Source organism: Mycobacterium sp. 155 (genome assembly GCF_000373905.1).
Lineage (GTDB): Bacteria > Actinomycetota > Actinomycetes > Mycobacteriales > Mycobacteriaceae > Mycobacterium.
Window position 1 is genome coordinate 764418 of record NZ_KB892705.1, and the last position, 26695, is coordinate 791112.

General features: G+C 65.2%; 25 protein-coding genes and 1 tRNA gene. 14 read left to right on the forward strand and 12 right to left on the reverse strand.

Annotated features, from left to right (window positions below):
• Positions 1-19 precede the first annotated feature (19 nt).
• Genes B133_RS0103455 through B133_RS0103465 form a run of 3 tightly spaced genes read left to right on the forward strand, consistent with a single transcriptional unit; the run spans position 20 to position 3590 of the window.
• On the forward strand, positions 20-1294 hold the full coding sequence (locus tag B133_RS0103455; protein WP_018599322.1) for a deoxyguanosinetriphosphate triphosphohydrolase: 1275 nt from the start codon (positions 20-22) through the stop codon (positions 1292-1294).
• Between the two features lie 51 nt (positions 1295-1345).
• Positions 1346-3244 (forward strand): DNA primase, encoded by a 1899-nt coding sequence (gene dnaG / locus B133_RS0103460; RefSeq protein WP_018599323.1) that lies wholly within the window; start codon positions 1346-1348, stop codon positions 3242-3244.
• Between the two features lie 16 nt (positions 3245-3260).
• The gene (locus B133_RS0103465; RefSeq protein WP_018599324.1) at positions 3261-3590 is read left to right on the forward strand and encodes a hypothetical protein; all 330 of its coding nucleotides are present in this window, start codon (positions 3261-3263) and stop codon (positions 3588-3590) included.
• Here the strand turns inward: B133_RS0103465 and B133_RS0103470 are convergent.
• On the reverse strand, positions 3587-3856 hold the full coding sequence (locus B133_RS0103470) for a hypothetical protein (RefSeq protein ID WP_018599325.1): 270 nt from the start codon (positions 3854-3856) through the stop codon (positions 3587-3589). The two genes, B133_RS0103465 and B133_RS0103470, sit on opposite strands and share 4 nt — an antisense overlap.
• 160 nt (positions 3857-4016) lie before the next feature.
• Between B133_RS0103470 and B133_RS0103475 the strand changes: the two genes are divergently transcribed.
• A tRNA-Asn gene (locus B133_RS0103475) sits at positions 4017-4089 on the forward strand.
• Between the two features lie 11 nt (positions 4090-4100).
• On the opposite strand, the gene B133_RS0103480 is transcribed toward B133_RS0103475, so the two are convergent.
• Positions 4101-4412 carry a hypothetical protein gene (locus B133_RS0103480; RefSeq protein ID WP_018599326.1) on the reverse strand — a complete coding sequence of 104 codons (312 nt, stop codon included), beginning with the start codon at positions 4410-4412 and terminating at the stop codon, positions 4101-4103.
• 177 nt (positions 4413-4589) lie between these two features.
• Between B133_RS0103480 and B133_RS0103485 the strand changes: the two genes are divergently transcribed.
• A complete protein-coding gene (locus B133_RS0103485; RefSeq protein WP_036418920.1) occupies positions 4590-5057 on the forward strand; it encodes an LppP/LprE family lipoprotein in 468 nt (155 codons plus the stop codon).
• On the opposite strand, the gene B133_RS0103490 is transcribed toward B133_RS0103485, so the two are convergent.
• The 3 genes from B133_RS0103490 to B133_RS0103500 all read right to left on the reverse strand — a co-directional run bounded on the left by B133_RS0103490 (position 5054) and on the right by B133_RS0103500 (position 8808).
• Positions 5054-6976, reverse strand: a complete 1923-nt coding sequence (locus tag B133_RS0103490; RefSeq protein WP_018599328.1) for an acyl-CoA dehydrogenase — start codon at positions 6974-6976, stop codon at positions 5054-5056. The two genes, B133_RS0103485 and B133_RS0103490, sit on opposite strands and share 4 nt — an antisense overlap.
• Positions 6977-7081: 105 nt before the next feature.
• The gene (locus B133_RS0103495) at positions 7082-8302 is read right to left on the reverse strand and encodes an MFS transporter (RefSeq protein WP_018599329.1); all 1221 of its coding nucleotides are present in this window, start codon (positions 8300-8302) and stop codon (positions 7082-7084) included.
• A 35-nt stretch (positions 8303-8337) separates the two neighbouring features.
• A complete protein-coding gene (locus B133_RS0103500; protein ID WP_018599330.1) occupies positions 8338-8808 on the reverse strand; it encodes a MarR family winged helix-turn-helix transcriptional regulator in 471 nt (156 codons plus the stop codon).
• 106 nt (positions 8809-8914) lie between these two features.
• On the opposite strand from B133_RS0103500, the gene B133_RS0103505 reads away from it, so the two are divergent.
• Together B133_RS0103505 and B133_RS0103510 are read left to right on the forward strand one after the other, a co-directional pair.
• Complete coding sequence (locus B133_RS0103505) at positions 8915-10951, forward strand: ABC transporter ATP-binding protein (RefSeq protein ID WP_018599331.1); 2037 nt, start codon at positions 8915-8917, stop codon at positions 10949-10951.
• Positions 10952-10980: 29 nt separating this feature from the next.
• Positions 10981-11790: a CbiQ family ECF transporter T component gene (locus tag B133_RS0103510; protein ID WP_018599332.1), complete on the forward strand. Its 810-nt coding sequence runs from the start codon at positions 10981-10983 to the stop codon at positions 11788-11790.
• Positions 11791-11803: 13 nt separating this feature from the next.
• Here the strand turns inward: B133_RS0103510 and B133_RS0103515 are convergent, their stop codons facing one another.
• The 6 genes from B133_RS0103515 to B133_RS0103540 form a co-directional block, all read right to left on the reverse strand.
• On the reverse strand, positions 11804-13135 hold the full coding sequence (locus B133_RS0103515; RefSeq protein WP_018599333.1) for a sugar ABC transporter substrate-binding protein: 1332 nt from the start codon (positions 13133-13135) through the stop codon (positions 11804-11806).
• A complete protein-coding gene (locus tag B133_RS0103520; protein WP_018599334.1) occupies positions 13132-13944 on the reverse strand; it encodes a carbohydrate ABC transporter permease in 813 nt (270 codons plus the stop codon). The genes B133_RS0103515 and B133_RS0103520 overlap by 4 nt, the downstream gene beginning before the upstream one ends.
• Positions 13931-14803 (reverse strand): carbohydrate ABC transporter permease, encoded by an 873-nt coding sequence (locus B133_RS0103525; protein ID WP_018599335.1) that lies wholly within the window; start codon positions 14801-14803, stop codon positions 13931-13933. The genes B133_RS0103520 and B133_RS0103525 overlap by 14 nt, the downstream gene beginning before the upstream one ends.
• A 153-nt stretch (positions 14804-14956) precedes the next feature.
• Positions 14957-15745, reverse strand: a complete 789-nt coding sequence (locus tag B133_RS0103530; RefSeq protein ID WP_036418377.1) for a triacylglycerol lipase — start codon at positions 15743-15745, stop codon at positions 14957-14959.
• A gap of 318 nt (positions 15746-16063) precedes the next feature.
• Positions 16064-16408 (reverse strand): hypothetical protein, encoded by a 345-nt coding sequence (locus tag B133_RS0103535; RefSeq protein WP_018599337.1) that lies wholly within the window; start codon positions 16406-16408, stop codon positions 16064-16066.
• 311 nt (positions 16409-16719) lie between these two features.
• A complete protein-coding gene (locus B133_RS0103540) occupies positions 16720-17547 on the reverse strand; it encodes an alpha/beta fold hydrolase (RefSeq protein WP_018599338.1) in 828 nt (275 codons plus the stop codon).
• 786 nt (positions 17548-18333) lie between these two features.
• Here B133_RS0103540 and B133_RS23495 point away from each other — a divergent pair.
• The 5 genes from B133_RS23495 to fahA are packed head-to-tail and all read left to right on the forward strand — an operon-like array spanning position 18334 to position 22729.
• Positions 18334-18468: a glucarate dehydratase gene (locus tag B133_RS23495; protein WP_157625772.1), complete on the forward strand. Its 135-nt coding sequence runs from the start codon at positions 18334-18336 to the stop codon at positions 18466-18468.
• Positions 18469-18513: 45 nt separating this feature from the next.
• Entirely contained in the window at positions 18514-18822 is a 309-nt protein-coding gene (locus B133_RS22310) for a PaaI family thioesterase (protein ID WP_081618169.1), read from the forward strand.
• Between the two features lie 51 nt (positions 18823-18873).
• On the forward strand, positions 18874-20091 hold the full coding sequence (hppD, locus tag B133_RS0103555; RefSeq protein WP_026255924.1) for a 4-hydroxyphenylpyruvate dioxygenase: 1218 nt from the start codon (positions 18874-18876) through the stop codon (positions 20089-20091).
• Positions 20091-21413: a homogentisate 1,2-dioxygenase gene (gene hmgA, locus B133_RS0103560; protein WP_018599342.1), complete on the forward strand. Its 1323-nt coding sequence runs from the start codon at positions 20091-20093 to the stop codon at positions 21411-21413. Before hppD ends, hmgA begins: the two co-directional genes overlap by 1 nt.
• Positions 21410-22729: a fumarylacetoacetase gene (gene fahA / locus B133_RS0103565; protein WP_018599343.1), complete on the forward strand. Its 1320-nt coding sequence runs from the start codon at positions 21410-21412 to the stop codon at positions 22727-22729. Before hmgA ends, fahA begins: the two co-directional genes overlap by 4 nt.
• Positions 22730-22746: 17 nt before the next feature.
• Here the strand turns inward: fahA and B133_RS0103570 are convergent, their stop codons facing one another.
• A complete protein-coding gene (locus B133_RS0103570) occupies positions 22747-23739 on the reverse strand; it encodes a glycoside hydrolase family 6 protein (RefSeq protein WP_018599344.1) in 993 nt (330 codons plus the stop codon).
• Positions 23740-23812: 73 nt separating this feature from the next.
• Between B133_RS0103570 and B133_RS0103575 the strand changes: the two genes are divergently transcribed.
• Positions 23813-25330: a TldD/PmbA family protein gene (locus B133_RS0103575; protein WP_018599345.1), complete on the forward strand. Its 1518-nt coding sequence runs from the start codon at positions 23813-23815 to the stop codon at positions 25328-25330.
• Positions 25327-26685: a metallopeptidase TldD-related protein gene (locus B133_RS0103580; protein WP_018599346.1), complete on the forward strand. Its 1359-nt coding sequence runs from the start codon at positions 25327-25329 to the stop codon at positions 26683-26685. Before B133_RS0103575 ends, B133_RS0103580 begins: the two co-directional genes overlap by 4 nt.
• The last annotated feature ends 10 nt before the right edge of the window (positions 26686-26695 follow it).

Below are 26695 nucleotides of genomic sequence, written 5' to 3' on the forward strand. Positions count from 1 at the left end.
CCTGGCAGACTGTGCCTCGGTGAATGACGACGGGTACGACCCCTACGACGACTTCGACCGGGAACGCCTAGTGGTCGAAGCGCCGAAGGCGGCCGCCCTGCCCGGAACCGACACCGTGCACCGCACCGATTTCGCCAGGGACCGGGCCAGGGTGCTGCACAGCGCGGCCCTGCGTCGTTTGGCCGATAAGACCCAGGTCGTCGGGCCTCGGCAGAGTGAGACGCCCCGCACTCGGCTCACCCATTCTCTTGAAGTGGCCCAGATCGGCCGTGGCATGGCGATCGGGCTCGGCTGCGACCCCGACCTGGTGGACCTGGCCGGGCTGGCCCATGACATCGGCCATCCGCCCTACGGGCACAACGGCGAACGCGCGCTCAACGAGATCGCGCAATCCTTCGGTGGATTCGAGGGCAACGCGCAGAACTTCCGCATCCTCACCCGGCTGGAACCCAAAGCCCTTGACAGCGAAGGTCGTTCCGCTGGACTGAATCTGACCCGGGCCTCGCTGGACGCGGTGACCAAGTACCCGTGGCAGCGTTATGGCGGGCGCAAGAAGTTCGGGTTCTACGACGACGATGCCCAGGCGGCCGCATGGGTGCGCGCCGGCGCGCCCACCGAACGGGCCTGTCTGGAGGCGCAGGTCATGGACTGGGCCGACGACGTCGCCTATTCGGTGCACGACGTCGAGGACGGCGTGATTTCCGGGCGCATCGACTTGCGGGTACTTGCCGACGCCGACGCGGCCGCCTCGCTGGCCCGCTTGGGTGCCAAGTCGTTTCCGGTCCTCAGCCATGACGACCTGCTGGCTGCTGCCGACCGGCTGTCGCGGATGCCGGTGGTGACCGGGGTGGGGAAGTACGACGGCACCCTGGCGGCGTCGGTTGCGCTCAAACGGCTCACCAGCGAACTCGTCGGCCGGTTCGCCAACGCCGCCATCACCGAGACCCGGGAGGTCGCCGGCACCGGCCCGCTGCGACGCTTCGACACCGACCTGGCGGTGCCCGTCATGGTGCGCGCCGAGGTCGCAGTGTTGAAGATGCTGGCGCTGCAGTTCATCATGTCCGACCACCAGCACCTGCAGATCCAGACCGACCAGCGCACTCTTATCCACGAGGTCGCCCTGGCGTTGTGGGCTCAGGCCCCGGTGAGCCTCGACCCGCTGTTCGCACCGGAGTTCATCGCGGCGAACGATGACGGGGCCAGGCTGCGGGTGGTCATCGATCAGATCGCGTCCTACACCGAGAGTCGGTTGGAACGCGTCCACGAGGCGCGATCACCCCGTCCGCTGGGCTGAGCCCGTTCGATCCCGAAAAAGACGGCCTTCACCGCCGCATAGACTGAGTCGGTGGCCGGCCGCATTCCTGATCGCGACATCGCGGCCATCCGCGAAAAAATCCGCATCGAGGACGTCGTCGGCGACTATGTCCAGTTGCGCCGCGCCGGTGCCGACTCGATGAAGGGCCTGTGCCCATTCCACGACGAGAAGTCGCCGTCGTTCCACGTCAGGCCGAACCACGGCCACTTCCACTGTTTCGGCTGCGGCGAAGGCGGTGACGTCTACGCCTTCATCCAGAAGATCGAGCACATCAGCTTCGTCGAGGCGGTCGAGTTGCTCGCGGACCGCGTCGGCTACACCGTCACCTACACCGGTGCCTCCACCACCAACGTGCAACGCGACCGTGGCAGCCGCAGCCGGCTGCTGGCCGCCAACGCCGCCGCGCAGGAGTTCTACGCCGAGGCGCTGGCATCCGATGAAGCCGCCGAGGCGCGCAAGTACCTGACCGAACGCAACTTCGATGCCGCGGTGGCTGCGCAGTTCGGCTGCGGGTTCGCCCCGTCGGGTTGGGACAAGCTGACAAAGCACTTGCTGCGCAAAGGTTTTGAGTTCAAGGAGCTCGAAGCCGCCGGGCTCAGCCGGGAAGGTAAGCGCGGGCCCATGGACCGCTTCCACCGGCGGCTGCTGTGGCCGATCCGGGTGTCGTCGGGGGAGACCATCGGGTTCGGTGCGCGCCGGTTGTTCGACGACGACCAGAACCAGGCCAAGTACGTCAACACCCCCGAAACCGTGCTGTACAAGAAGTCGCAGGTGTTGTTCGGACTCGACCGCGCCAAACGCGATATCGCCAGAGGGCACCAGGCTGTCGTCGTCGAGGGCTACACCGATGTGATGGCCATGCACATGGCCGGCGTGACCACCGCGGTGGCCTCGTGCGGCACCGCGTTCGGTGACCAGCACCTGTCCATGCTGCGGCGACTCATGATGGACGACAATTGGTATCAAGGTGAATTGATATTCGTCTTCGATGGCGATGCCGCCGGACAAGCGGCTGCGCTGAAGGCCTTCGATGGAGACCAACAGGTCGCAGGCAAGTCCTTCGTCGCCGTGGCGGAGGGCGGATTGGACCCGTGTGATTTGCGCCTGAAAAAGGGCGATGCGGCGCTGCGCGAGCTTGTCGCAAAACGGCAGCCGATGTTCGAGTATGCGGTTCGGTCCATCCTCTTGCGATTCGATCTGGATACCGAAGAAGGGCGAGTCGAAGGACTACGTCAGACCGTTCCTCTCTTGGGGAAGATCAGAGATCCGTCCTTACGCGACGGCTACGCGACAAAGCTTGCCGATTCATGGGTCGGGTGGCCGAACATCCCTCAGGTCGTCAAGCGGGTCCGTGAGGAAGCCGCAAAGGGGGGACGACGCGCCGCCGTCGAACCCCAGGCACGCCCGAAGGCTGCGGCTCCGCCCGTGCAACGGCCGAACCCCGCGGACCCGACGCTGTGGCCGCAACGCGAAGCGCTCAAGGCCGGGTTGCAGTACCCCGGCCTGGCCGGTCCCGTGTTCGACTCTTTGACCGTGGAGAGCTTCACCCATCCCGGCTACGCGGCGGTGCGGGCCGCGATCGAGACGGCCGGGGGGACGGCGTCCGGGCTCTCGGGCGCGCAGTGGATCGAAGTCGTCCGCGAGCAGACCAACTCGCCGGCGGCGGCCAGTCTGGTCAACGAACTCGGCGTGGAAGCCATCAACGTCGAGGACGACGAGCAACTGCCGCGTTACGTCGGCAGCGTGCTGGCGCGGCTGCAGGAGGTGTGGGTCGGGCGGCAGATCGCAGAGGTCAAATCCAAGTTGCAGCGCATGTCGCCGGTCGAGCAGGGCGATGAATACCACGCGCTGTTCGGTGACCTGGTGGCGATGGAGTCATACCGCCGCAGCCTGCTGGAACAAGCCAGTGGTGACGACCTGACTGCGTGATCGCTCACATCACGATATGGTGAACGCACTGTCCACCGTGGGCGAGGCGAGAAAGGCAACCCTGGTGAAATTGATCAGCACCCCGACGCGGCGGTTTGTCGCGGTTGGCGCTTTCGTGGTGGCGGCGGCCGCTTCGGTGGCCGCTCCGGCATTCCTGAGCCAGCAGACCGTGACTGCGGGCCCGGCTTGCTTGGCCTGGTTCGGGAACAAGGAGGACGGTAAGTGCCTGTCCTACTCGAATGGCCAATCCGGCCAAATCGGGACGCCATGGGTTGGTGGGGGAGGTAGCGGCGTGTCCACCGGCCCGCTGATGCCAGGCACCACCATCAGCCGGGGCATCGGCTAGCTCGAGCTCCAGTCGCGCTTTTTCGAAACGTCGGTGTTCTCCACGGAGAGCACCGACGTTTCCGCATCTATAGGGGTCATCGTCACGAACTGCGGGTCCGGGGACACGCGCTTGGCGATGGTCCGGCGGCCGGCATCGAGCACGGCCTTGGTCGCGGGATTGCCGGTCACCGCGCGATAGGTGCTGGCGATCTGCTCGTAGCGGCGTCGCCCCGCCTTGGCGCCCAGTACATAGCCGACTGCGATCACGGCGGCGTAGCGGATCACGGCGTTCCTCCCAGACGGCGAATGTGTACTTCCATCCTGCCTCACCGCCGCGCCGACGCGCCGGTCCGGGAGCGCATTGGCGGCGGCGGTGGTCCGTAGGCTAGAGTCAACGCTCGGCCCGCACGGAGCATGCTCCGCGCGGACATCACGCAGAAAGTAGTCCCCTGTAGCTCAATTGGCAGAGCTCCCGACTGTTAATCGGGCGGTTATTGGTTCGAGTCCAATCGGGGGAGCAACAATCTTCTTACTTCTTGGCCTGCTGCTGTTGCCGCGCAGCCTGGGCGAGCGCTTCCATCAACGGGTTGGCGGCTGAGGCCAGGGCTTGACGTTCCTCGTCGGTGAGTTGGTAGAGAGTCCACACGCCCCATGCGGCCGGCCGGATGTACACCGTCACCTCCCGGCGGGTGTTCTGCAGTACGGCGGGAACGGGCACTGCGCGGTCCAGGGTGGCGGCACTGGCCAATTCTTCGGCGATCTTGTCGACGTCAGCCGACTCCTGCAGTTGGTACAGCACAGCCTTGTTGAACGGTCCTTCCATCGCGAGGAACCAGGCCATCACATCTCCTTCGGTCGGTGTCGGCCGTCACTGTAAGTGATCTGGGCGAATTGTGGGCAGGTAACGAGGGCCCGCGACACGTTCATCGGCCGCGTGACGACACCCGCGCATGCCTCCCAGGAACCGCTCAGGATTGGCTAGGCTCGTGGCGTGCATCCTCGGCTGATCGCCACCGCCATGTTCGTCGGGCTCATCACGGCCGGTTGTGGCTGGAGTCCGTCTTCGGCGCCGCCACCGAAACCGGATACCTGCAAACCGACGGACGGCCCCAGCCCCGACGCTGTTGCCCAGGCGATCGCCGATCTACCCAACCCGGAGGCCGGGGCGCAGTGGACTCGGGTCAGAGACGGCCACACCTCCAACTGCCGGCTGTACTGGGTGCAGGTAGGGCAGCGGAATCCGCAGCTCAACAGCGTCGGGCAGCTGCTGTTTTTCGACAGGCAGACGCCGCTGGGCCCGGCCACCCCGGAGCCGCGTCCGTACATCAACGTCGTGACCAATGCCGATGACACCGTGGTGGTCAACTATCAGTGGCAGCAGGGTCAGGATTCGCCCAAGGCGCCCACCGGTATCGCGACGGTGCGGTTCCGGATCGGTGACGACGGCAAGCTGCTGGCCATCGACCCGCTGCCGCCCAGTCCTTAACCGTTGACCAGTTCAGCCGGATCGAGCATTGCTGCGTAACGCAGTTGCTCGGGGATGCCGAAGCCGTCGACGAGGGTTTCGGCGTGTGGCCGCAGGGTGCGGCAGCGCTCGTTGATGCCCCGGGTGACGGCCTTGGCGCGTTCAGTGGATAGGTAGCGGTGTTCGATGAACCAGGCCTTGTCGTCCTCGATGACCGACAGTGCGTACAGGTCGCAGACGTCTTCCAGCAGTTCGCGCGCAGTGTCGTCCTCGCACGCGGCGATGCCGGCGACGAACGCCTCTAGGATCACTCGGTCGATGTGAGCTGACGCGGCATGTAGCACGTGGTCCTGCACGGCGTTGAACGCGTCGAACGCGCTCATCTCCTTGGCCTTGCCCTGCAACCGGCGGGCCACCGTGGAGAGCAGGTATTCCTCGCGGTCCTCGAACATCTTGACCTGGGTACCGCGGTTGAACAGGCTGCCTTCTTCCTCATTGTCCTGGCGGCTGTCCAGCACGGTCTGGATGATGGTTTCCGCCGAGGTGCGCTTGAGCACCCGCTCGCCGGCGAAGTTGGCGGCGAACCGCACCCATTCCACCGGGCTCATGCCCTTGATGTCGTCGGCGTAGGCGGTCAGGAGCTCCTTGGCCACCAGCTGGGTCAGTACGTGGTTGTCACCCTCGAACGTGGTGAACACATCGGTGTCGGCGCGCAGCGCGATCAGTCGGTTCTCCGCGAGATAGCCTGCGCCACCGCATGCTTCGCGCGCTTCCTGGATGGCCTTGCTGGCGTGCCAGGTGTTCGCGGCCTTCAGTCCTGCCGCGCGCGCCTCTAGTTCGCGCTGCTCCTCGGCGTCAGGATTGTCCGAGGTCTGCAGTTCATGGCACTTGGACACCAATTCGTTCTGCGCGAACTGCAGTGCATAGGACTTGGCGATCAGCGGCAACAGCCGCCGTTGGTGCACCAGGTAGTCCATGATGAGCACCTCTTGATCGCTCTTTGGCGCTTCAAACTGCCTGCGTTCCAACGCATATCGCGTGGCGATGTCAAGGGCGACGCGGGCTGCGGCGGCAGCGCTGCCGCCGACGGTGACGCGACCGCGGATCAGCGTGCCGAGCATGGTGAAGAAGCGACGGCCGGGGTTTTCGATCGGTGAGCTGTAAGTGCCGTCGGGCGCGACGTCGGCGTAGCGGTTGAGCAGATTTTCCCGCGGCACCCGTACGTGGTCGAACACGATACGGCCGTTGTCGACGCCGGGTAGCCCACCCTTGTAGTGGCAGTCCGACGTCGTCACGCCGGGCATGTCGTTACCCATGTCGTCACGGATCGGCACCACGAAGCAGTGCACCCCGTGGCTCACCCCGTCCGGAGTGATCAATTGTGCGAAAACCGCTGCAACCCTTGCGGTCTCGGCGGCACCACCGATGTAGTCCTTGCGCGCTGTCGGGGTCGGGGAGTGGATCACGAACTCTTCGGTCTCGGGATCGTAGGTCGCCGTGGTCTCCAGGGACTGCACGTCGCTGCCGTGACCGGTCTCGGTCATGGCGAAACAGCCCAGCAGGTCGAGGTCGATGAGCCGGCGCACATAGGCCTTGTGGTGCCGCTCGGTGCCGAGGTTCTCGATGGCGCCACCGAACAGGCCCCACTGCACGCCTGCCTTGACCATCAGGGACAGGTCGGACATGGCGAGCATCTCGATGCTGCTGATCGCGGCGCCGACGTCGCCATTGCCGCCGTACTCCTTGCGGAACCCGTCCTCAGCCGCTCCTGCGGCCGCCATGATCTTGAGTTGCTCGGCGACCTTGGCCCGGGCGATGGCGGTGTTGGGCGTGTAGTGCGGCCGGAATTTTTCGTCCGCCAGCTTGGCCCGCATGGCGTTCTTGGTGTCTCGCCAGCGCCCGTCCAGTGTGTTGCGCAGATGCACGGCAGTGGAGGTCATACTCGACGGTAGCGTGCGCGCAACAAAAAGAACGTCGAGATCGACGCTAGGGTCGTTGTTTTCGCGCAATCACGACCCTGGCGTCGATTTCGACGAAGAGACGACCTAGGTGTCGTTGCCGACGGTGACTGCGGTCGCCTCGTCGGTGAGTTCGTCGAGCTCATCCTCGATGGTGTGCTCGTCATCTATGTGGCTCAGATGCGAGCGGGACGCAAAGAGCACGGCCGCACCGGCGAGCACGGCGGCGGCGCCCACCCAGTACGGCAGGTGCATGCTGACCTGCTCGCCGAGCAGCCCGGCCAGCCACGGCGCGACGGCCGCACCGCTGAACCGCAGGAAGCTGTAGGCCGCCGAGGCCACGCCGCGCTCCACCGGCGCGGCTTTCATCACGGTTTCGGTGATCAGAGTGTTGTTGACACCGATGAACAGGCCCGCGACGACGACACCTGTTGCCAGCACGGCCTTGGAATCCGTCCATACCGCCATCGCAGTCAGCACCGCGGTGAAGCCGATCAGGTTGAGGATGAGCACCCGTACGGTGCCGAACCGGTGCTGCAGCCGCGGCGCCACCACCACCGAGGTGAAGGCCAGCGCCACACCCCAGCCGAAGAAGATCAGGCCGATCTCATGCGCCGTCATGTCCAGGGGGAATGGGGTGAACGCCAGCAGGGTGAAGAAGCCGAAGTTGTACAGCAGGGCGGTTATCGATACTCCGAGCAGCCCGCGGTGACGCAGCGCCCGGAACGGGTCGGCCAGCGTGGTCGCGCGCTCGGCTCGTGGGGTGGCCGGGAGCAGGAAGGCGGTGATCACTAGGGCGAACGCCATCAACGCCGACACTCCGAAGAACGGGCCGCGCCAGGAGATCGAGCCCAGCACGCCGCCGACCAGCGGTCCGACCGCGATGCCCAGGCCCAGTGCGGCTTCATAGAGGATGATCGCCTGTGCCACAGAGCCTTTGGCGGAGTTGACGATGGTGGCCAGGGCGGTGGCAATGAACAGGGCGTTACCAAGTCCCCACAGGGCGCGCCAGCCGACGATCTGCATGACCGTGTCGCTCATCCCGGCCAGTCCCGCACCGGCGATGATGACGACCAGGCCAAGCAGCAGCGTGCGTTTCGGTCCGATCCGGCTCGACACCACCCCGGTGATCAGCATCGCCACGCCCATCACCGCCATATAGCTGGTGAACAGCAGTGACACCTGCGACGGTGAGGCGTCGAGGTTGTCCGCGATCGGTTTGAGGATCGGGTCCACCAGTCCGATGCCCATGAAAGCAACGACGGAGGCGAAGGCTACGGCCCATACGGCCTTGGGTTGGCGCCACATCGGGGCGATGACTCCTGTCTGTTGTCGGTTCGGTTCTAGTTGTCGTCGGCCGGGCCACGGTCCTCGAGGAGCCGGCGGATGACGTCCACGGCGGCCGCCAGGGTCTGGCGGTCCTCGGGAGCCAGGCGATCGAGTCGCGGGTTGATCGCGGCGGCTCGATCGAGCCGGGCCTGGGTGAGGGTGCGTCGGCCCTCTTCGGTGATGCGGATCAGGACAGCGCGGGCATCGCCGGGGTCGGCGGTGCGTGAAACCAGCCCGGCGTCTTCGAGTCGGCGCACCTGGGTCGTCATCGTCGGTTGCGAGCAGTGGTCGAGGTAGGCCAGGTCGGAGATCCGGGCTTGGCCCTGATCCTCGATCGTGGACAGCAACCGCGCCTGCGCCCACGGCAGCGGCAGCCGGGTACGTTGGTTGGCGAGGCGATTCAGTCGCGCTACGACAGAGAGCAATTCCGCACCGAGTTCGCTCTTGCGTTGAGTCACGGTGTCCTCCACGATGGGGGTCGGCATTTCACCATAGTTACATAGATTCTCTATGTAGTCCATGGGTCCCGTGGTGTCGCCTGTCACATGACGGCCATCGGACCACACCGATTCCGGCTGGCAGAATCGAGAAATGACCGCTCCCGGATCGGCGATCCAGCCACGGACAGCGGGTCCGTTGACCCCCGGCGAACTCGCCCAGGCTGCCGTGATGGCGGCGTTGTGTGCCGCCACGGCCATCATCGCGGTGGTGGTGCCGTTCGCAGCGGGCCTGTCGATGCTAGGCACCGTGCCGATGGGCCTCCTGGCTTACCGCTACCGGATGCGGGTGCTGCTCGCAGCCACCGTCGCCGGCGCCACCATCGCATTTCTGATCGCCGGACTGGGCGGCTTCATGACCGTGGTCAACTGCGCCTACATCGGTGGGCTGACCGGCATCGTGAAACGACGCGGACGCGGCACTCCGACGGTGCTGGCGGCGGCCGTCGTCGCCGGTGCGTTGTTCGGTATGGTGCTGGTCGGGGCCATGACCGTGCTGTCGCGGTTGCGCGTTCTCGCGTTCGAATCGATGACCGCCAATATCGACGGTCTGGCCGTGGCCATGGCGCGGGTCCCCGTCCTGCGGGACTTCGCCGACCCGCTCAAGCACGGCTTCGCCACGCTGCTGGACTACTGGCCCGTGCTGATCCTCGGCTCGGGGGTATTCAGCATTTGTTTCGTCAGCCTGGTGGGCTGGTGGGCGCTGTCGAGGGTGCTGGCCCGGCTGTCCGGTGTCCCCGATGTCCACAAACTCGTCGCCGACACCGCGGCGGGCGCGGTGGCGCCGGTGCCCGCCCGGCTGGCCGATGTTCGTTTCCGGTACCCGGGTGTCGACCACGACGCGCTCGGCCCGGTGTCGATGGATCTGCGGCCGGGCGAACATGTCGCAATCACCGGCCCCAACGGTTCCGGCAAGACCACTCTGATGCTGGTACTGGCAGGACGCGAACCCACGGCGGGCACAGTCGAACGCGCGGGCGCGGTCGGGCTGGGCCGCATCGGTGGAACCGCGGTGATCATGCAACACCCCGAAAGCCAGGTGCTCGGTACCCGGGTCGCCGACGATGTGGTGTGGGGGCTCCCGCCCGGCACGACGACAGATGTGGACCGGCTGTTGACCGAGGTCGGCCTCGACGGGCTGGCCGACCGGGACACGGGCGGGCTGTCCGGAGGCGAACTGCAGCGGTTGGCAGTCGCGGGTGCGCTCGCGCGGGAACCCGCCCTGCTCATCGCCGACGAGGTCACCAGCATGGTCGATCAGCACGGCCGCGACACCCTGATGACCGTGCTGTCGGGCCTGACCCAGCACCACCGGATGTCGCTGGTGCACATCACCCATTACGACGCCGAAGCGTCGTCGGCGGACCGTACGGTGAACCTGGGCGGCACAACCGACAACACCGACATGGTGCAGACCGCCGCCGTACCCGCCGGCACCATTCCCGGACATGAATCCGGTGCACCCGTGCTGGAACTGACGGCGGTCGGGCACGAGTACGCCAGCGGAACCCCGTGGGCCAAAACGGCCTTGCGAGACATCACGTTCACCGTCAACGAGGGCGACGGGCTTCTGATCCACGGCCTCAACGGTTCCGGCAAGTCCACCCTTGCGTGGATCATGGCCGGACTCACCGTGCCCACCTACGGCGCTTGCCTACTCGACGGTGCACCGGTGTCCGGTCAGGTCGGCGCCGTGGCGATGTCGTTCCAGGCGGCGCGCCTGCAGTTGATGCGCAGCAACGTCGAACGGGAGATCGCCTCGTCCGCTGGCTTCCCGGTCGAGGATCAGGCCCGCGTCGCGGCGACGCTGGCCACTGTCGGCCTGGATCCGGGACTGGCTCGGCGCCGCATCGACCAGCTCTCCGGCGGCCAGATGCGCCGGGTGGTGCTCGCCGGTCTGCTCGGCCGGTCACCGCGTGCGCTCATCCTCGACGAGCCGTTGGCCGGTCTGGACGCGGCCAGCCAGCGCGGATTATTGCGGTTGCTGGAGGATCTGCGGCGTGACACGGGGCTGACCGTCGTCGTCATCTCGCATGACTTCTCGGGCTTGGAGGACCTCTGCCCGCGCGCCTTGCATCTGCGCGAGGGAGTATTGGCGATGGCGCCCAGTGCAGCCGGAGGTGCCCGGTGACTGCGCCTTCCCGGGGACAACGCAGACCCATGGTGCTCCTGCGCCCGATACCCGGAGACAGCGTCATCCACCAACTGTGGGCCGGCACCAAGTTTCTGGCAGTCGCAGGCGTCGGAGTGCTGCTGACCTTCTATCCCGGCTGGGTGCCCATCGGATTCATCGCGGTACTGGTTCTGGTAGTGGCTCGGTTGGCGCACATCCCGCGGGGCGCGGTGCCGTCGGTGCCGTTCTGGCTGTGGATTCTGCTGGCGCTCGGTGCGGCGACCGCGACACTGGCCGGCGGTGCCCCGATCGTCGATGTCGGGTCAATACACATCGGCCTGGGCGGGCTGCTCAACTTCCTGCGCATCACCGCGTTGTCGATCGTCCTGCTGGGCCTCGGTGCCCTGGTGTCATGGACCACCAACGTCGCCGACATCGCTCCCGCTGTCGCGACATTGGGCCGCCCACTGCGGTTCGTGGGTGTCCCGGTGCACGACTGGGCGGTGACGATCGCGTTAGCGCTGCGGGCCTTCCCGATGCTGATCGACGAGTTCCGCACTCTCTACGCGGCGCGACGGCTGCGACCCAAGGAACGGGCCGAGTCCTTCGGGGCTCGCAGGCGGCAACGAGTGGGCGATCTCATCGACCTGTTGGCTGCATCCGTGACCGTGGCGTTGCGTCGCGCCGACGAGATGGGCGACGCTATCACCGCGCGCGGTGGCGCAGGCCAGATCTCGGCGTTGGCGTCCCGGCCCAAGGCTCGTGACTGGGTGGCGTTCGCGGTACTGATCGTGGTGTGCGGCAGTGCGTTGGCGTTGGAGCTGACGGTGCTCGGCACCAGCTCGCCGCGTAGGTGAGCAAATTAGCCAGTCAGCGTGCCGCTGCTCCGTTGGCAGCCCATTGCGCATCGGCCAGACTGGACGCGACGTCCCTGCGGCCCAGAAACATCTCGTCGAAATAGGGTCGCAGTGCCTGATATCCGGCGGGGAACCCAGGGCCTCCTGGCGCCGAGACGCGTGGTCCGCGCAGCACCCGGAAGAAGGGGCTGACGTCGACGCCCCGTGACTTCCAGTAGTCGTGGTAGACCGGTTGAGCCGCGAGCACCGCAGGCACTGCGGCGCCGTGCGCTCCGAGGAATTCGTTGCCCTGCTTGCTGCCCATCCACTCCAGTACCTGCCGTACCGCGCCTGGATGCTTGGTCGCCGAATTTGCCGCAGCGGCAATCCCATTGGTGACGCTCACTCGGCCCTTGGGCCCTTCGGACAGCATCACCACGCCCCAGCGAAACGGTGCCTGGTTGGCAACGGCCGCCAAGTTGAAGGTGCCGGACTGGAACAACGCCATCCTGCCCTGCAGGAACGTGTTGCGGGAGAAGTCACCGTTGCTGTTGGTGACCGAGGCCGGCGGCGCGACGTGGTCGGTGTTGATCAACCCGACCAGGTAGGTGAACGCCTCGACCGCTTGCGGATTGTCGAATGCGAACTGGTCCCCGACAGTGAACACACCCCCGGCCGACCCGATGTAGTTCAGGTAAATACCCTGCATGTCGTTGGCTGCGTTATAGCCCCACTGGTGGATTCGGGTTGGATCGAACCCGTCGGTGTTGGCGGTGCGCCCGTCGTCGTCGACGGTGAGCCGGGTCAACAGTGGGCGGAGCGTGTCGTCGGGCCCGTTCGACCAACGCAGCGTGAGCAATTCGGTGAGGTCGACCCCGTCCGCTTCGAGCAGATCCGCGTTGAAGAACACGGCGATGCCGGCGTCGGTCAACTGCGGTACTCCCCACAGCGCACCGTTTCGGGTGAATTGGCTGACCACCGACGGCTCCCAGGCGCGGGCAGCATTGGGGCCCAACGTCTTCCCGATGTCCAGCAACCGACCGCTGTCGGCGTAACCGGCGAAGTAGGCGTTGGAGAGCCAGAAGATGTCGTCGGCGCCGCCGCCGGCCACGTCGGTGCGCAACGTGTCGAAGTACGACGAGAACGCCACGGTGTTGACGCGCACCTCGATGTCAGGGTGCTCACGGCTGAACTCGGCGAATGATTCCCGGTACGCCGCGGCGGCCTGTTGATCCCACAGGCGCACGGTCACCACGGTGCGCCCCGACGGTTCGGTGTCGTGGCCCAGAAGCATGGCCAGCCCCAGCAGTACCGCCATGGTCAGCGCCAGGCCCGCGGCTGCCAGCGTCGAGAACCGGGGCGTCATTTGATTCCTGTGACGACGATCGAACGGGCGATGTTGCGTGACAGCGCGACGAAAAGCACCAGCAACGGCACGATCGCTACCGTCGTCGCGGCCATCACCAGTGTCCATTGCGCGTTGTACTGCGTCTGCAGGCCCGCGGTGGCGACCGTCAGCACCTGCCACTTGCTTCCGCTGGTGATCACCAACGGCCACAGGAAGTTGTTCCATTGCGTCACCACGGTGATGAGCCCGAGGGTCACCAGGATCGGCCGGCTGACCGGCACCACGACGTGGGTGATCACGTCCAGAGTGTTGGCGCCATCGAGACGGGCCGCACTGATCAGGTCGCCCGGGATGGACCGGAAGTACTCCCGTAGCAGGAAGATCGCGTACGGCGAGCCGAACACGAAAGGCAGCACCAGCGCCCAGAACGTGTTGCGTAGCCCGGCTTCGGCCATCATCAGATACAGCGGTATCACCGTCACCGTGGCCGGCACCATCAATGTGGCGATGTACACCCAGAACAACGTGTCGCGTCCCGGAAACTCCAGCCGGGCAAAGGCATAGGCAGCCAACACGGAGAACACCAACTGTCCGAGCAGGATGATGGCGGTCATCAAAGCCGTCACGACGATGGCCCGGCCGAAACCTGCGTCGGCCAGCCCCAGGTAGTTCTGAAGGGTTGGCGGTTTCGGCAGTGACATGGGTGAGTCAGTGTTGAACTGCTGTGCCGAGGTGAACGACGTGAGCAGCCCCAGTCCGAACGGCAGCAGCGTGATCACCGCGCCGAACACCAGCCCGGCGTAGATCGCGACGTTACGTGGGTTCATAGCTGATCCGGCGGCGAAAGTACAGATGCTGGACCACGGTGAAGCCGACCAGCAGGACGAAGAGCAGGATCGCCATCACCGACGCGCGCCCGATGGCGGCCGCGCCGAACGCCTCGGCGTAGATGCGATGCGCGACGAGATCGGTGCGCCCCTGCGGGCCGCCCGAGGTCAAGGCATAGACGGTGTCGAATACCTGGGCGGCACTGACGATTCCGGTGACCAGCACGAAGAACATCGTGGGCCGCAGCATCGGCAAGGTGATGTGGCGGAACCGTTGCCAGGAGTTCGCGCCGTCGGTACGGGCCGCATTGTGCACGTCCTCGGGGATGTTGAGGATCCCGGCCAGGAAGAACAGCGTGACATATCCGACGTTGGTCCAGATCACCACTGCCGACACCAGCGGCAGTGCCAGGCCCGGATCGGTGAGCCAGTCGATCTGATGGCCCAGCACCGTGCTGACCGCGCCGTCGGTGGGTGCCAGGATCCAGCGCCACAACACCGCAATGGCCAGCGGTGCGCAGATCCACGGCAGTACGTATACGGTGCGGAAGAAGCCACTCCCGGGCAGACCCCGAGCCAGTAGCGCTGCCGCAACCAGTCCCAACCCGGTTTGAGTCGGTACCACCAATAGCACGAACAACAGCGTGACCAGCAGTGACGTCGCGAACGACGAATCGGTGAGCACGTCCGTCCAATTGTCCAGCCCTACATAGCTGATCGGGCCCAACAAATCCCACCGATGCAGGCTGAGCCAGGCCACCACCAGCATCGGCAGCAACAGGAACGTGACGACGCCGAACAGGCTGGGTCCGACGAGCGCGTAGCCCAGTGCGGTGTCCCGGACACGCGATGTGGCCATTGAGCCATTAAAGCGGGTTGCGATTTCGGGTGACAGGCAGGCGGTCGTCCACCGGATGCCCACAGCATTCCGGTTGCTGGTCAGTCTGGAGCGCAGCGGGTTGGTCCGCGCCTTATGGTCGGATTCTGCCGAGTGGCGGCATCGCCACCACAGTCATGCGGCGAGTGAGTATGACGCCGGAAACAGTTGTGCGACCAGGGGTTCCGCACGGAACGGCCGCCAGTCGTCCACCGACACAGCGAGCCGGTCAAGGATGACGTGGACAACGGTGGCGTTCGCACCCAGCCCGAAATGAGAACCGAAGACCTCGACATTTTCGGCGTGCGGTCCGTCATCCACACAGGCCGTCTTCCATTGCACGATTCCGTCTGACTTGGAAAATATGGAGGTGATCGGCTGGAGAGGATTCTCGTGGTGCGTGCGCCACCGGTCTGACGAATATGACGGCGAGTGCTTGGCTTCGAAGAGGTCATGAATTTCGGCACCCGAAGACTGTCGCTGGGGGATCGTGTTGACCGGTGACCCCATGGTGATCACTCGGTCGACGAGATGCGGCCGCAACATGGCGAGTTCACGCGCAAACAAACCGCCCAGGCTCCAACCGACGATCGGTATCGGGCCGCCCTGCCGATTGGCGAGATCCTCCAGTCTCATCACAATGCCCTCGATGGCCGCGCGTGTCGGGCCGATGTTTCGGCCGAGCCGCCAGCCATGGGACCGATAGCCGGCCAGATCAATCGTCTTGCGCATCAATCGTGTGGACAGGTCGTCGGACATCAGGCCAGGAATCACGAGCACGTGTCGGCCTTGCCCTTCGCCGGCGTGCGCCATACCCAATGCGGGGATTGCACCGACGAATGCCATGTGCTCCGCCACGGCCCGATAGGGCTCCGCCAGATAGTGATACAGACTCGGCGTCTCTACTGCTACTCGATCACTCATGGTCGCGTTTCGCCCCTTCGTGTCGGTGCCGGCCGTATGGCGGTGGTGTGAACGGCAGTCGACTCGACAGTAGAGGTGGATCGACATGTGCGGGTGCGGTTTTGCGATGTCTATGTCGTGATCGAACTCAGTCTGCCCGCAGCGTTGTGTTCTGGGCGTGCACGGGCGTGTTCATTACAGAATTGCCAAGTGGGATTCGGTGTTCGGCGTAGCGAGGTCTGCCACCGGCGTGGCTTGTAGCAAGGAGAACCCGCCACCAACGAGTGGTGGCGGGTTCTCGTCGGCCAAAGAATGGCCAGCCGCCGTTGAGCGGGATTCTTACTTGGCAGCAGCAGCAGCCGGCTTGGCCGCAGCAGCAGCAGCTGGCTTGGCGACAGCAGCAGCCGGCTTGGCAGCGGTCTCGGTCTCGGTCAGGCTGGACTTCTCGATCACGGCCAGGGCGAAGTCGCGCTGCGCGGCGAGCAGGCGCTGGGCGATCGCGTAGTTGGCCTCCACAACCTCCTTGGGGCTGGGCAGGCTCGGCACCTCGCCGACGGAGATAGCCGGGAAGGTCGACAGGGCCTTCAGGCTCTCCTCGAGGTCCGGCAGTACGGTCTTCGCGCGCTCCAGCGATGCAATCCACTGGTCGGTGAGATGGTTTGCGATCTCGGTGTAGTCAGACATTTGGTTCTCCTTGTGTGGTATGGGGGTCCGCTGGGCGTGACCATCGATTTGTAGAGCTGCAGAAGCAACGAACTCTGCTCGTCGGTCAACAACCGTCGGCGCAAATCACAGCTTCCACCGCGTCACTCTTGTCGTCGGGTTCAACCGTCGGCAGCCGGCCGTCGCCGATTCAGGTTTGTCACACCGACACTGCGTACTATACAAAGCATTTGCATTATTTGCAACGCGATCGGGTGATCGGCTTGGGAATGGGAGTGAATCCGCTGTTGGGGTCGGCTTGCGGAGGAGGGGTCGCAGGCAACTGGCAATACCTAGAGTCGATTGTTGCCCAATGTGTTTCGAATGATCTCATTGACGACCTCCGGCTGCTCGATCCAGCAGAGGTGCCCCGCGCCGTCGAGTGTGACGACGGAGGCCTGGGGAAGCCGGCGCGCGAGATGAGCCGCGTTTTTGTACGGCAGCACGCGGTCGGCAGTGCCGTGCACGATCACCGCGGGCTGGCTGATCGGTCCTCGTTGCAATCCACGATTCAGATATGAGGCACATGCCTGGTACTGCGACCGCCAGCAGTCGACCGGCGTACTGGCCTGCATCCGTAGCTCCAGCAACTCGTTGAACTGCTCGGGATGTGCGTCAACCCATCCCGGCGCGAATGACAGTGGCATGGTCGCGCGAGCGAATCCCTCCGAGCCCAGAGACGCCGCGGAAGTCCAGGCATTTCGTATGGCCAATGGCACCGGATGTGAACCCACACCACCACTGGTGGTCGCTACCAGTACCAACGATGACACCGCTTCCGGATGACGCAGAGCGAGTGTCATGGCGATGTAACCGCCCATCGACGTCCCCACAATGTGCGCCGGACCCGCCGCGCATTGCCGTAGCACGTGGTAGGCATCGTCGGCCATCTGGGCAATGGAATACGGACCAGCGGGCTTGCCGGAACGTCCCGTACCCCGGTTGTCCATCAGCAGTACCCGAGCGACCTGGGAGAGTGGTTCGACCTGGTAGTGAAATGACCACGAGGCGTATCCGATGCCGGGGATGCACAGAATGTCTTCGCCGCTACCGGATTCGGAGACGAACAGACTTGTTCCGTCGGCTGCTACGGCTTCGCGATTGCGGATGTCGACTCTCACGGACGGTCACCCCTGGTGGGCGACGACTCGGTCATCGCCAGCACGGCTCCGTGCAGAGATTCGGTCGAATAGCGACATGTATTGCGCCCCAACACTATTGACTTAGTAAGAATTTGTCGGTATGTCATCGCGTTGCCTTCTTTCTCGCTGCGGTCTCTGGGCTGGCTGCGATGTAGGTGTCGCCGACGTCTGGACAAGCTGGACGTGCGCGGTGGCCGGTGCTGACGCCCCGTTCCGGCCGGCTGGCGTCGGCCATCCTTTCCTGGAACTTTAATGTCCCGCCGGTACACAGATTCATTGCTCCGATGCGGTTGATCGTCTCTTCGACCGTGGTAGCGGCGAAGTGTGCTGGCGACTCACTGGCTGTCATTTTAGGAAGTCCCTGACGGCTCGATATTAAAGGGTTACGCACTGAACGAGTCGCCGACGCTACTCCGTAGGACAATGAGTCTGCAGAGTCTCGGTAATGCTGTTGTTAGTTCGAGATCTGAGGCGACACGGTGCTGGTCGAGCGCTGCTTGAGCGGACTCCCGCGCGGCTTTGATGTAAGCGGCGCTAATATCCTGGATGAACTACGCATGAGCGGAAGCAAGAGTCGATACCCAGTCCAATTGGCTGGCTCCCGCGACCGTTTCCTGCGTCTCTTCCGCCGCCGCGGCGTCCATTACCGAAACGCACTGGGCCCTTGTGGGTTTCGTCGACTGGACAGGTCCGGGGCTGCCACCCGAGGCTAAGCCGAATACCCACTCGGGGACATCCCGGCCGGGCCTGGGCGTGGAACTCGACATGGAACGTGTCAAAGCCGCCCACGAGCTGTATATGCGCGAAGGCCTCGGCAGCCGCGACGACTCCATCGGCATGCAATACCTGATCCCGGGGTGGACGTTCGACCCGAAATGGCCCACACTCACCAGGTCGTGAGTTACGAATGGCTGCGGTCGCGATGCCGATCCTGAGGCGGGTTCGATCACGGTCGGGTTCGCCGGTGTCGAGGCCTTCACAAATCCGTTCGGGGAGGTGTTGGGCGGCTTTCTGTCTGCGATGCTCTACGACACCGTCGGGCCCGCGTTGCTGGCGACGCTGTCAGCCGGGCAGTTCATCGAGACCCTGGAACTTCACACGACTTTCGTGCGTCCGGCAACGACGGGACAGCTGATCGGCCATGGTCGGGTCGTGGCGGTGAGGGCGATGGTCGCCGAGCTTGACGGTACGCTTCAGGACTCCGCGGGAGAGGTTGCCGCCACCGCAACCATGCGGATGGTCGAACGCGCCTGAGCCCACGCCACTCGTTCCGGCACTACCATGGGGCATGGAACGGATGCCATCATGACCGACCAGACCGATTTGAGTGAGCAGGAAAAACAGGCTGCGCTCGACCTCAACCAGCTCAGACAGCTCGTGGGCTTGGTCGAGTACGACCAGAGCCATGATCCCTTCCCCGTCAACGGCTGGGACGCCATCGTTTTCGTAGTCGGCAATGCCACTCAGGCTGCCAGTTACTACCAGTCCACCTGGGGCATGGAGTTGGTTGCCTACTCGGGACCGGAGAACGGCAACCGGGACCACAAGGCGTTCGTGTTGCGGTCAGGCTCCATCCGTTTTGTCCTCAAGGGCGCGGTCAGTCCCGACAGCCCGCTGGTGGCCCACCACGCCAAGCACGGTGATGGCGTCCTCGATATCGCACTTGAGGTTCCTGACGTCGACAAGTGCGTCAGCCAGGCCCGGCGAGCCGGCGCGACGGTGTGCGAGGAACCGCACGATATGTCCGACGAACATGGCACCGTGCGGGTTGCGGCCATCGCGGCGTACGGGGAAACCCGGCACACCCTCGTCCAGCGCGAGGTGAACGGCGTTCGGTACGACGGTCCCTACCTGCCGGGATACCACGCGGCGACGGGCACTTACGTCGGGCGTGACGGTACGTCCGGGCGGCTTTTCCAGGCGCTGGACCACATCGTCGGCAATGTCGAGTTGGGCAAGATGGACGAGTGGGTCGACTTCTACCACCGGGTCATGGGTTTTGTGAACATGGCCGAGTTCATCGGCGATGACATCGCCACCGACTATTCGGCGCTGATGTCTAAAGTCGTCGCCAACGGCAACCACCGCGTCAAGTTCCCGCTCAACGAACCCGCTGTCGCCAAGCGCAAGTCCCAGATCGACGAGTACCTCGAGTTCTATCGCGGCCCCGGGGCGCAGCACCTCGCGTTGGCGACCGACGACATCGTGCGCAGCGTCGACGAGTTACGCGGCAGGGGTGTGCAATTCCTCGATACTCCCGACGCTTACTACGAGGACCCGGAACTGCGTGCCCGCATCGGCGAAGTCCGGGTACCCGTGGACGAACTGCACAAACGCGGCATCCTCGTCGACCGGGACGAGGACGGGTACCTGTTGCAGATCTTCACCAAGCCGCTGGGGGACCGGCCGACTGTCTTCTTCGAGCTCATCGAGCGGCACGGGTCACTGGGCTTCGGGAAGGGCAACTTCAAGGCCCTGTTCGAGTCGATCGAGCGCGAGCAGGAAAAGCGCGGCAACCTCTGATGACCGACTACTTGTCCGGTTTTGGCAACAGCTTCGAAAGCGAGGCACTGCCGGGCGCACTACCGGTCGGCCGCAACTCGCCGCAGCGCTGCGCCTACGGGCTCTATGCCGAGCAGCTCAGCGGTTCACCGTTCACCGCGCCCCGCGCCCACAACGAGCGGTCCTGGCTGTATCGGATCCGGCCCAGCGTGGCCCACTCAGGCCGGTTCACGGCCGTGACCACCGAGCCTGGCAGCCCCACCGGGGGAGTTGCCCACTGGCGTTCCGCGCCGGATGACGCTCCACCCGTCCCCATCGCCCAAATGCGTTGGAACGCATTACCAATACCCGACGAAGACACGACGTTCATCACCGGCATTCGCACGATCACCACCGGCGGCGATGCCGGCACACGCACCGGTTTCGCCTGCAGTGTCTACACCGTCACCGCCTCGATGGTGGACAGCTGCTTCTACAACGGCGATGCCGAGATGCTCTTCGTTCTGGAACACGGGAATGTCCGGTTCTGGACCGAATTCGGCATCATCGATGCTGAGCCCTGCGAGATCGTCGTCATTCCGCGAGGGGTGAAACTGTGTGTCGAGGTGCTCGGCGGACCTGCCCGGGGCTACCTGTGCGAAAACTACGGCGGAGCGTTCACTCTCCCCGAACGAGGGCCGATCGGCGCGAACTGCCTGGCGAATTCCCGCGATTTCCTCACCCCCGTCGCGGCGTACGAGGATCGCGACGTCCCGTCCACCCTGTATGTCAAATGGGGCGGCACGCTGTGGCAGACCGAGCTGAATCATTCCCCGCTCGATGTTGTTGCCTGGCACGGGAATTACGCACCGTACAAGTACGACATGCGGCGGTTCTCGCCGGTCGGTCCAGTGCTGTTCGATCACGCCGACCCGTCCATCTTCACCGTCCTGACCTCGCAGAGCGAGACACCGGGAACCGCCAATGTCGACTTCGTGTGCTTCCCCGAGCGGTGGATGGTCGCCGAGGACACTTTCCGGCCGCCGTGGTATCACATGAACGTCATGAGTGAGTTCATGGGGCTCATTCGCGGTGTGTACGACGCCAAACCGGATGGCTTCGTGCCGGGCGGCTTCAGCCTGCACAACGGCATGATGCCGCATGGCCCCGATGCGCAGGCCTTCGAAGCCGCCAGCACCGTGGCGCTGAAACCTGTGAAACAGGAGAACACGCTGGCCTTCATGTTCGAAACCCGGTTCCCCCAAAAGGTTACGCGTTACGCGGCGGATGTTCCGGAACGGCAGCTGGACTACGCGCACTGCTGGAGCGGTCTGGTCAAACGATTCGACCCGAGCCGGCCGTGACGCCGCCGAGTTCCACACTCGATTTCACGCACGATCCGAACCGCCGCAGCTGGGTTGTCTCCGCGGGACCCGACAGTGGTTTTCCCCTGCAGAACCTCCCTTTCGGAGTGGTGGCCGGTACGGCCGAGGAACCACACGGTGTCGTCCGCATCGGCGACGCCGTGCTGTCCCTGCGTCAACTGGCGGAATCGGGGTTGCTCACCGAGCCGGCCCACGCTGCCGCCCACGCCGCGGCTGCCAGCACTCTCAATGAACTGTTCGCCCTGGGCACCGCACCGCGGGTCGCGCTGCGCAGAGAGCTTCACTCACTGCTTGTGGAAGGTGCACCACACGCGCAGTCCGTCGCCAAGTTCCTGACCCCCGTGTGGGAGGTCGATATCCTGCTGCCTGCTCACATCGGCGACTACACCGACTTCTACGTCGGAATCCACCATGCGCGCACCATCGGTGCGTTGTTTCGGCCCGACGATCCTCTGCTTCCCAACTACAAGTGGATCCCCGTCGCCTACCACGGACGGGCCTCCAGCGTCCGCGTCAGCGGCACCCCGGTCATCCGTCCGCACGGACAACTCAAGCTCGATCCCCAACAGGAACCCACATTTGCGCCGACGCGCCGTCTGGACCTCGAACTGGAACTGGGGGTGTGGATCGGACCGGGAAATCGTCTGGGCGAGCGGGTGCCTCTCGACGACGCCGAAGACCATGTCGCCGGCTACTGCCTGCTCAACGACTGGTCCGCGCGCGACGTGCAAGCCTGGGAGTACCAACCGCTGGGCCCGTTCCTGGCAAAAAACTTCAGCACGACCGTCTCACCCTGGGTGATCACCCCGGAAGCGTTGGCGCCGTTCCATATTCCGGTGAGCCGGCCCCCCGACGACCCGCAACCGCTGTCCTACCTCGACAACCCTGAACATCGTGCCCACGGCGGACTCGACGTCGACTTCGAGGTGCGCATCCGCACCGCTCGTATGCGCGAGACCGGCGCGGCGGCCCACGTGATCTCGCGTTCCTCCAGCCGGCACATGTACTGGACCGTGGGACAGATGATCACCCACCACACCAGCAACGGATGCGACCTGAGGCCGGGCGACTTGTTGGGCAGCGGCACCCTGTCCGGCTCAGAACCCGGCTCCGCGGGCAGCCTGATGGAACTCAGCCACGGTGGCACCGACCCCGTCATCCTGCCGAACGGTGAGACCCGCACTTTTCTCGAAGACGGTGACGAGATCACTTTGACCGCGCAAGCCCAGCGGCCCGGTGCTGTCACCGTGGGTTTTGGTGAGTGCGTCGCGGTGGTGCAGCCGGCCACTGCGTGAGCGGCCCACCGATGGTTCTAGTGGCCCGCGTTGCGTACCAGGTCGACGGCGTACTGGTTGACGAAGGTGCCGGCAGACGGTTCCCCGGAACCGCACGAGCCGTCGGATTCACCAGGACGCTTCACCCACAGGAAGGCGTCGACGTTTCCGTTTCCGGTCGCCGTGGTGGGCGCGGCACCGAGGGCCCGGCCGCTGGGGTTGCACCAGTACATGTCCCCGCCCGCCGGTCCGGCACCGTTGCGTGAGGTGTCGATGACGTAGGGTTTGCCGCCGACAGCGCCGGAAATCGCGTCGCCGTAGCCGATTTCCTCGTCGGTGGTGAAGAAGTTCGCGGTGTTCAGGCTGAAGCCCCGAGCTTTGGCCACACCCACCTGGTTGAGCCGGTTGGCCATCTCAGGGGCGCTCACCCACCGCGAGTGCCCGGCGTCGACGTACAGGGCGGTGGCCGGGTTGCGGGTCAGCGTATCGACGGCGTAGCTCATCAAGTCGAAGCGTTCCTGGCGCTGGGCGCCGGACAGACAGTCGGCCATCGCCAGAGCATCGGGTTCGAGGATGACCGCAGCGGGTCCGCTGCCGATGGCGGCTGCGACACCGTCGATCCAGCCCTTGTAGGCATCCGCCGAGCCGAACCCACCCGCAGCGTAGCTGCCGCAGTCGCGATGCGGGATGCCGTAGAGGGCGAGGATCGGCATGGTGCCGGCCGCCTGCGCCGTGGCGATGTACTTCGAGTCGACCGCGAGGCTCGACACGTTGTCCATCCAGTACGCCGTCGGTGTGCTGGCGATGGCATCCAGCTCAGGACTGCCCGCACCCTTGGCGGCACGCATCGCCTTGGAGTCTGGGTTGACGTAGAAGGTCTGTCCAGCCAGCGGATTACCGTCACTGACCAGGTGTATCGCCGGCCCGGCGACCTGAGTGGTCTCGGCCGCGATGCCCGCGCATGCAACGGCCGCAACCGCCAGGGCAGGGACGATCCATCGCGCGACTGCACCGGTAGCAGAGGAAATCATCCCTGAAACATATTTGGGCGACGCAACGAGCGCCAATCGCTGTGCGGCGGAGTGGGGCCGATACCGTGAAGAGGTGACAGCTCAGCGACGTGTCGATGCCGACTTCTTGGAGTTGCCCCGGTTCGCGTCGGCCGATGCCGCATTGTCTGCCGCGCTGGCTGCCGGCGCCACATATGCGGATCTGCGGATCCACCGGGTCACCACCGAGATCATCCAGCTCCGTGACGGAGAACTGGAGACGTCGGTGGTCAACCGTGAGGTGGGCCTGGCGGTGCGGGTGATCGTGGACGGTACCTGGGGGTTCGCGTCGCATGCCGAGCTGGATCCGGCGGTAGCTGCCGCGACCGCTCGGCGGGCGGTTGCCGTGGCGACGACGCTCGCGCCCCTGAACGCCGAACGGATCGAGCTGGCGCCCGAACCCGTCTACAGCGACGTGGCGTGGGTGTCCAGCTACGGCATCGATCCGTTCCTGGTGCCTTCGTCGGACAAGATCGTCGTGCTCGACGAATACTCCGGGCGGTTGCTGGCCGCTGACGGCGTCGACCACGTGTCGGCCGGGGTGCACGCGGTCAAGGAACAGACCTTCTATGCCGACACCTTCGGCTCGTCGATCACCCAACAGCGGGTCCGGGTGCAGCCGACCCTGGAGGCCATCGCCGTCGACCCTGCCGCCGGTTCCTTCGAAACCATGCGCACCCTCGCGCCGCCGACAGCGCGCGGATGGGAGGCGGTAGCCGGTGACGACGTATGGGATTGGTCCGGCGAACTGGCCCAGCTGCCGGTGCTGCTGACCGAGAAGACCAAGGCACCGTCGGTGGTTGCCGGTCCAACCGACCTGGTGATCGACCCGTCGAACCTGTGGCTGACCATTCACGAATCGATCGGACACGCCACCGAGTACGACCGGGCGATCGGTTACGAAGCCGCCTACGCCGGAACCTCGTTCGCCACTCCCGACAAGCTCGGCACCATGCGATACGGCTCCGAGGTGATGACCGTGACTGCCGACCGCACTGTGGAATTCGGTTTGGCGACAGTCGGTTTCGATGACGAGGGAGTGCGGGCGCAATCCTGGGACCTAGTCCGCGACGGCATCTTCGTCGGCTATCAACTCGACCGGGTATTCGCACCGCGCCTCGGTCATGCCCGGTCCAACGGTTGTTCGTATGCCGATTCACCCCACCACGTACCGATCCAACGGATGGCCAACGTGTCTCTGCAGCCTGGCGCCGATGGTCTGAGTACGGAAGACCTGATCTCGCGAGTGTCCGACGGCCTCTACATCGTGGGTGACAAGAGCTGGTCGATCGACATGCAGCGGTACAACTTCCAGTTCACCGGTCAGCGGTTCTACCGGATCCGCGACGGCCGGCTGGACGGACAGGTACGCGACGTCGCCTACCAGGCCACCACGACCGACTTCTGGGGTTCGATGGAAGCCGTTGGAGGACCGTCGACTTGGCGACTGGGCGGGGCGTTCAACTGCGGTAAGGCCCAGCCCGGTCAGGTCGCGCCGGTCAGCCACGGTTGCCCCAGCGCGCTATTTCGTGGTGTCAACGTGCTCAACACCCGGACGGAGGCGGGCCGATGATCGGCGCACAGCAAGTCGTCGACATCGCGCTGGCTGCCGCCGGGCCCGACGAAACTGTAGTCCTGGTCACCGACCGCGCGGACGCTGCGTTGCGCTGGGCGGGCAATTCGATGACCACCAATGGCGAGTCGATCAGCCGCACCACCACCGTGATTTCTATTGTGCGCCAAGGGGATAAGGCACACGTCGGATCGGTGCGGTCCACCGAGGTGGATCCGGCCGTGATCCCGGATCTGGTGGCCGCTGCCAAGGCCGCCGCGCTGGCTGCCCCGTCGGCCCGTGACGCGGCACCACCGCTGCCTGCCGATTGTTTGCCTCCCGACTGGGATGAGCCGGTACCGGGTACCGGTGCGCACGTGTTCGCCGGGGTCGCCGCCGATCTGGCGCGCGGGTTCGGCGGATCCGACCGGCTCTACGGATACGCCCGACACGTGGTGGAGACGACTTTCGTGGCGACCTCTGGTGGGTTGCGCCGACGCTATACGCAGCCGACGGGGTCGGTGGAGATCAACGCCAAGCGGGACGGGGCCAGTGCCTGGGCCGGGATCAGCACACCGGATTTCGTTGCTGTGCCCGTTGATTCGCTGCTCGATGATCTCGCGCTGCGGCTCGGCTGGGCCGCGCGGACAGTCGAGCTTCCGGCCGGTCGGTACGAGACCATCATGCCGCCGTCGACGGTCGCCGACATGATGATCTACCTGACGTGGACCATGGACGGTCGTGGTGCGCAGGAGGGCCGCACGGCGCTCTCGGCGCCCGGCGGCACCCGGGTGGGGGAGCGCCTCACAGATCTGGGTCTGACGCTGTATTCGGACCCGTATGCGGAATCGTTGGCGTGCCAGCCTTTTGTGGCGGTGACCAGTTCGTCGGAGCGGACGTCGATCTTCGACAACGGGATGGGCATCAGGCGGGTCGACTGGGTCCGCGACGGGGTGATCAACGCGCTGGCCTATCCGCGAGCCGTCGCCGCCGAATACGGGGCCCCGGTGACCGCGCCCGCCGACAATCTGCTGATGACCGGCGGTTCGGCCGAGCTGGCCGACATGATCGCCGGCACCGAGCGCGGCCTGTTGCTGAGCACGCTGTGGTATATCCGCGAGGTGGATCCGACGGTGCTGCTGCTGACCGGGCTGACCCGCGACGGTGTCTATCTGATCGAGGACGGCGAGGTCACCGCGGCGGTCAACAACTTCCGCTTCAACGAGAGCCCGCTGGATTTGTTGCGGCGGGCCACCGAGGCCGGCGTGAGCGAGGTGACGTTGCCTCGGGAGTGGGGCGACTGGGCCACCAGGGCAGCCATGCCGACCTTGCGGATTCCTGACTTCCACATGTCGTCGGTAAGCCAGGCCCGGTAAACGCGGCGTA

Excerpts from the sequence above, each read along its gene's own strand:
- B133_RS0103465 (WP_018599324.1), top strand. The coding sequence starts at position 3,261 with ATGGTGAACGCACTGTCCACCGTGGGCGAGGCGAGAAAGGCAACCCTG.
- B133_RS0103480 (WP_018599326.1), bottom strand. The coding sequence starts at position 4,412 with ATGGCCTGGTTCCTCGCGATGGAAGGACCGTTCAACAAGGCTGTGCTG.
- B133_RS0103485 (WP_036418920.1), top strand. The coding sequence starts at position 4,590 with ATGTTCGTCGGGCTCATCACGGCCGGTTGTGGCTGGAGTCCGTCTTCG.
- B133_RS0103490 (WP_018599328.1), bottom strand. The coding sequence starts at position 6,976 with ATGACCTCCACTGCCGTGCATCTGCGCAACACACTGGACGGGCGCTGG.
- B133_RS0103495 (WP_018599329.1), bottom strand. The coding sequence starts at position 8,302 with ATGTGGCGCCAACCCAAGGCCGTATGGGCCGTAGCCTTCGCCTCCGTC.
- B133_RS0103500 (WP_018599330.1), bottom strand. The coding sequence starts at position 8,808 with ATGCCGACCCCCATCGTGGAGGACACCGTGACTCAACGCAAGAGCGAA.
- B133_RS0103505 (WP_018599331.1), top strand. The coding sequence starts at position 8,915 with ATGACCGCTCCCGGATCGGCGATCCAGCCACGGACAGCGGGTCCGTTG.
- B133_RS0103510 (WP_018599332.1), top strand. The coding sequence starts at position 10,981 with ATGGTGCTCCTGCGCCCGATACCCGGAGACAGCGTCATCCACCAACTG.
- B133_RS0103515 (WP_018599333.1), bottom strand. The coding sequence starts at position 13,135 with ATGACGCCCCGGTTCTCGACGCTGGCAGCCGCGGGCCTGGCGCTGACC.
- B133_RS0103520 (WP_018599334.1), bottom strand. The coding sequence starts at position 13,944 with ATGAACCCACGTAACGTCGCGATCTACGCCGGGCTGGTGTTCGGCGCG.
- B133_RS0103525 (WP_018599335.1), bottom strand. The coding sequence starts at position 14,803 with ATGGCCACATCGCGTGTCCGGGACACCGCACTGGGCTACGCGCTCGTC.
- B133_RS0103530 (WP_036418377.1), bottom strand. The coding sequence starts at position 15,745 with ATGAGTGATCGAGTAGCAGTAGAGACGCCGAGTCTGTATCACTATCTG.
- B133_RS0103535 (WP_018599337.1), bottom strand. The coding sequence starts at position 16,408 with ATGTCTGACTACACCGAGATCGCAAACCATCTCACCGACCAGTGGATT.
- B133_RS23495 (WP_157625772.1), top strand. The coding sequence starts at position 18,334 with ATGGAACGTGTCAAAGCCGCCCACGAGCTGTATATGCGCGAAGGCCTC.
- hppD (WP_026255924.1), top strand. The coding sequence starts at position 18,874 with ATGACCGACCAGACCGATTTGAGTGAGCAGGAAAAACAGGCTGCGCTC.
- hmgA (WP_018599342.1), top strand. The coding sequence starts at position 20,091 with ATGACCGACTACTTGTCCGGTTTTGGCAACAGCTTCGAAAGCGAGGCA.
- B133_RS0103570 (WP_018599344.1), bottom strand. The coding sequence starts at position 23,739 with ATGATTTCCTCTGCTACCGGTGCAGTCGCGCGATGGATCGTCCCTGCC.
- B133_RS0103580 (WP_018599346.1), top strand. The coding sequence starts at position 25,327 with ATGATCGGCGCACAGCAAGTCGTCGACATCGCGCTGGCTGCCGCCGGG.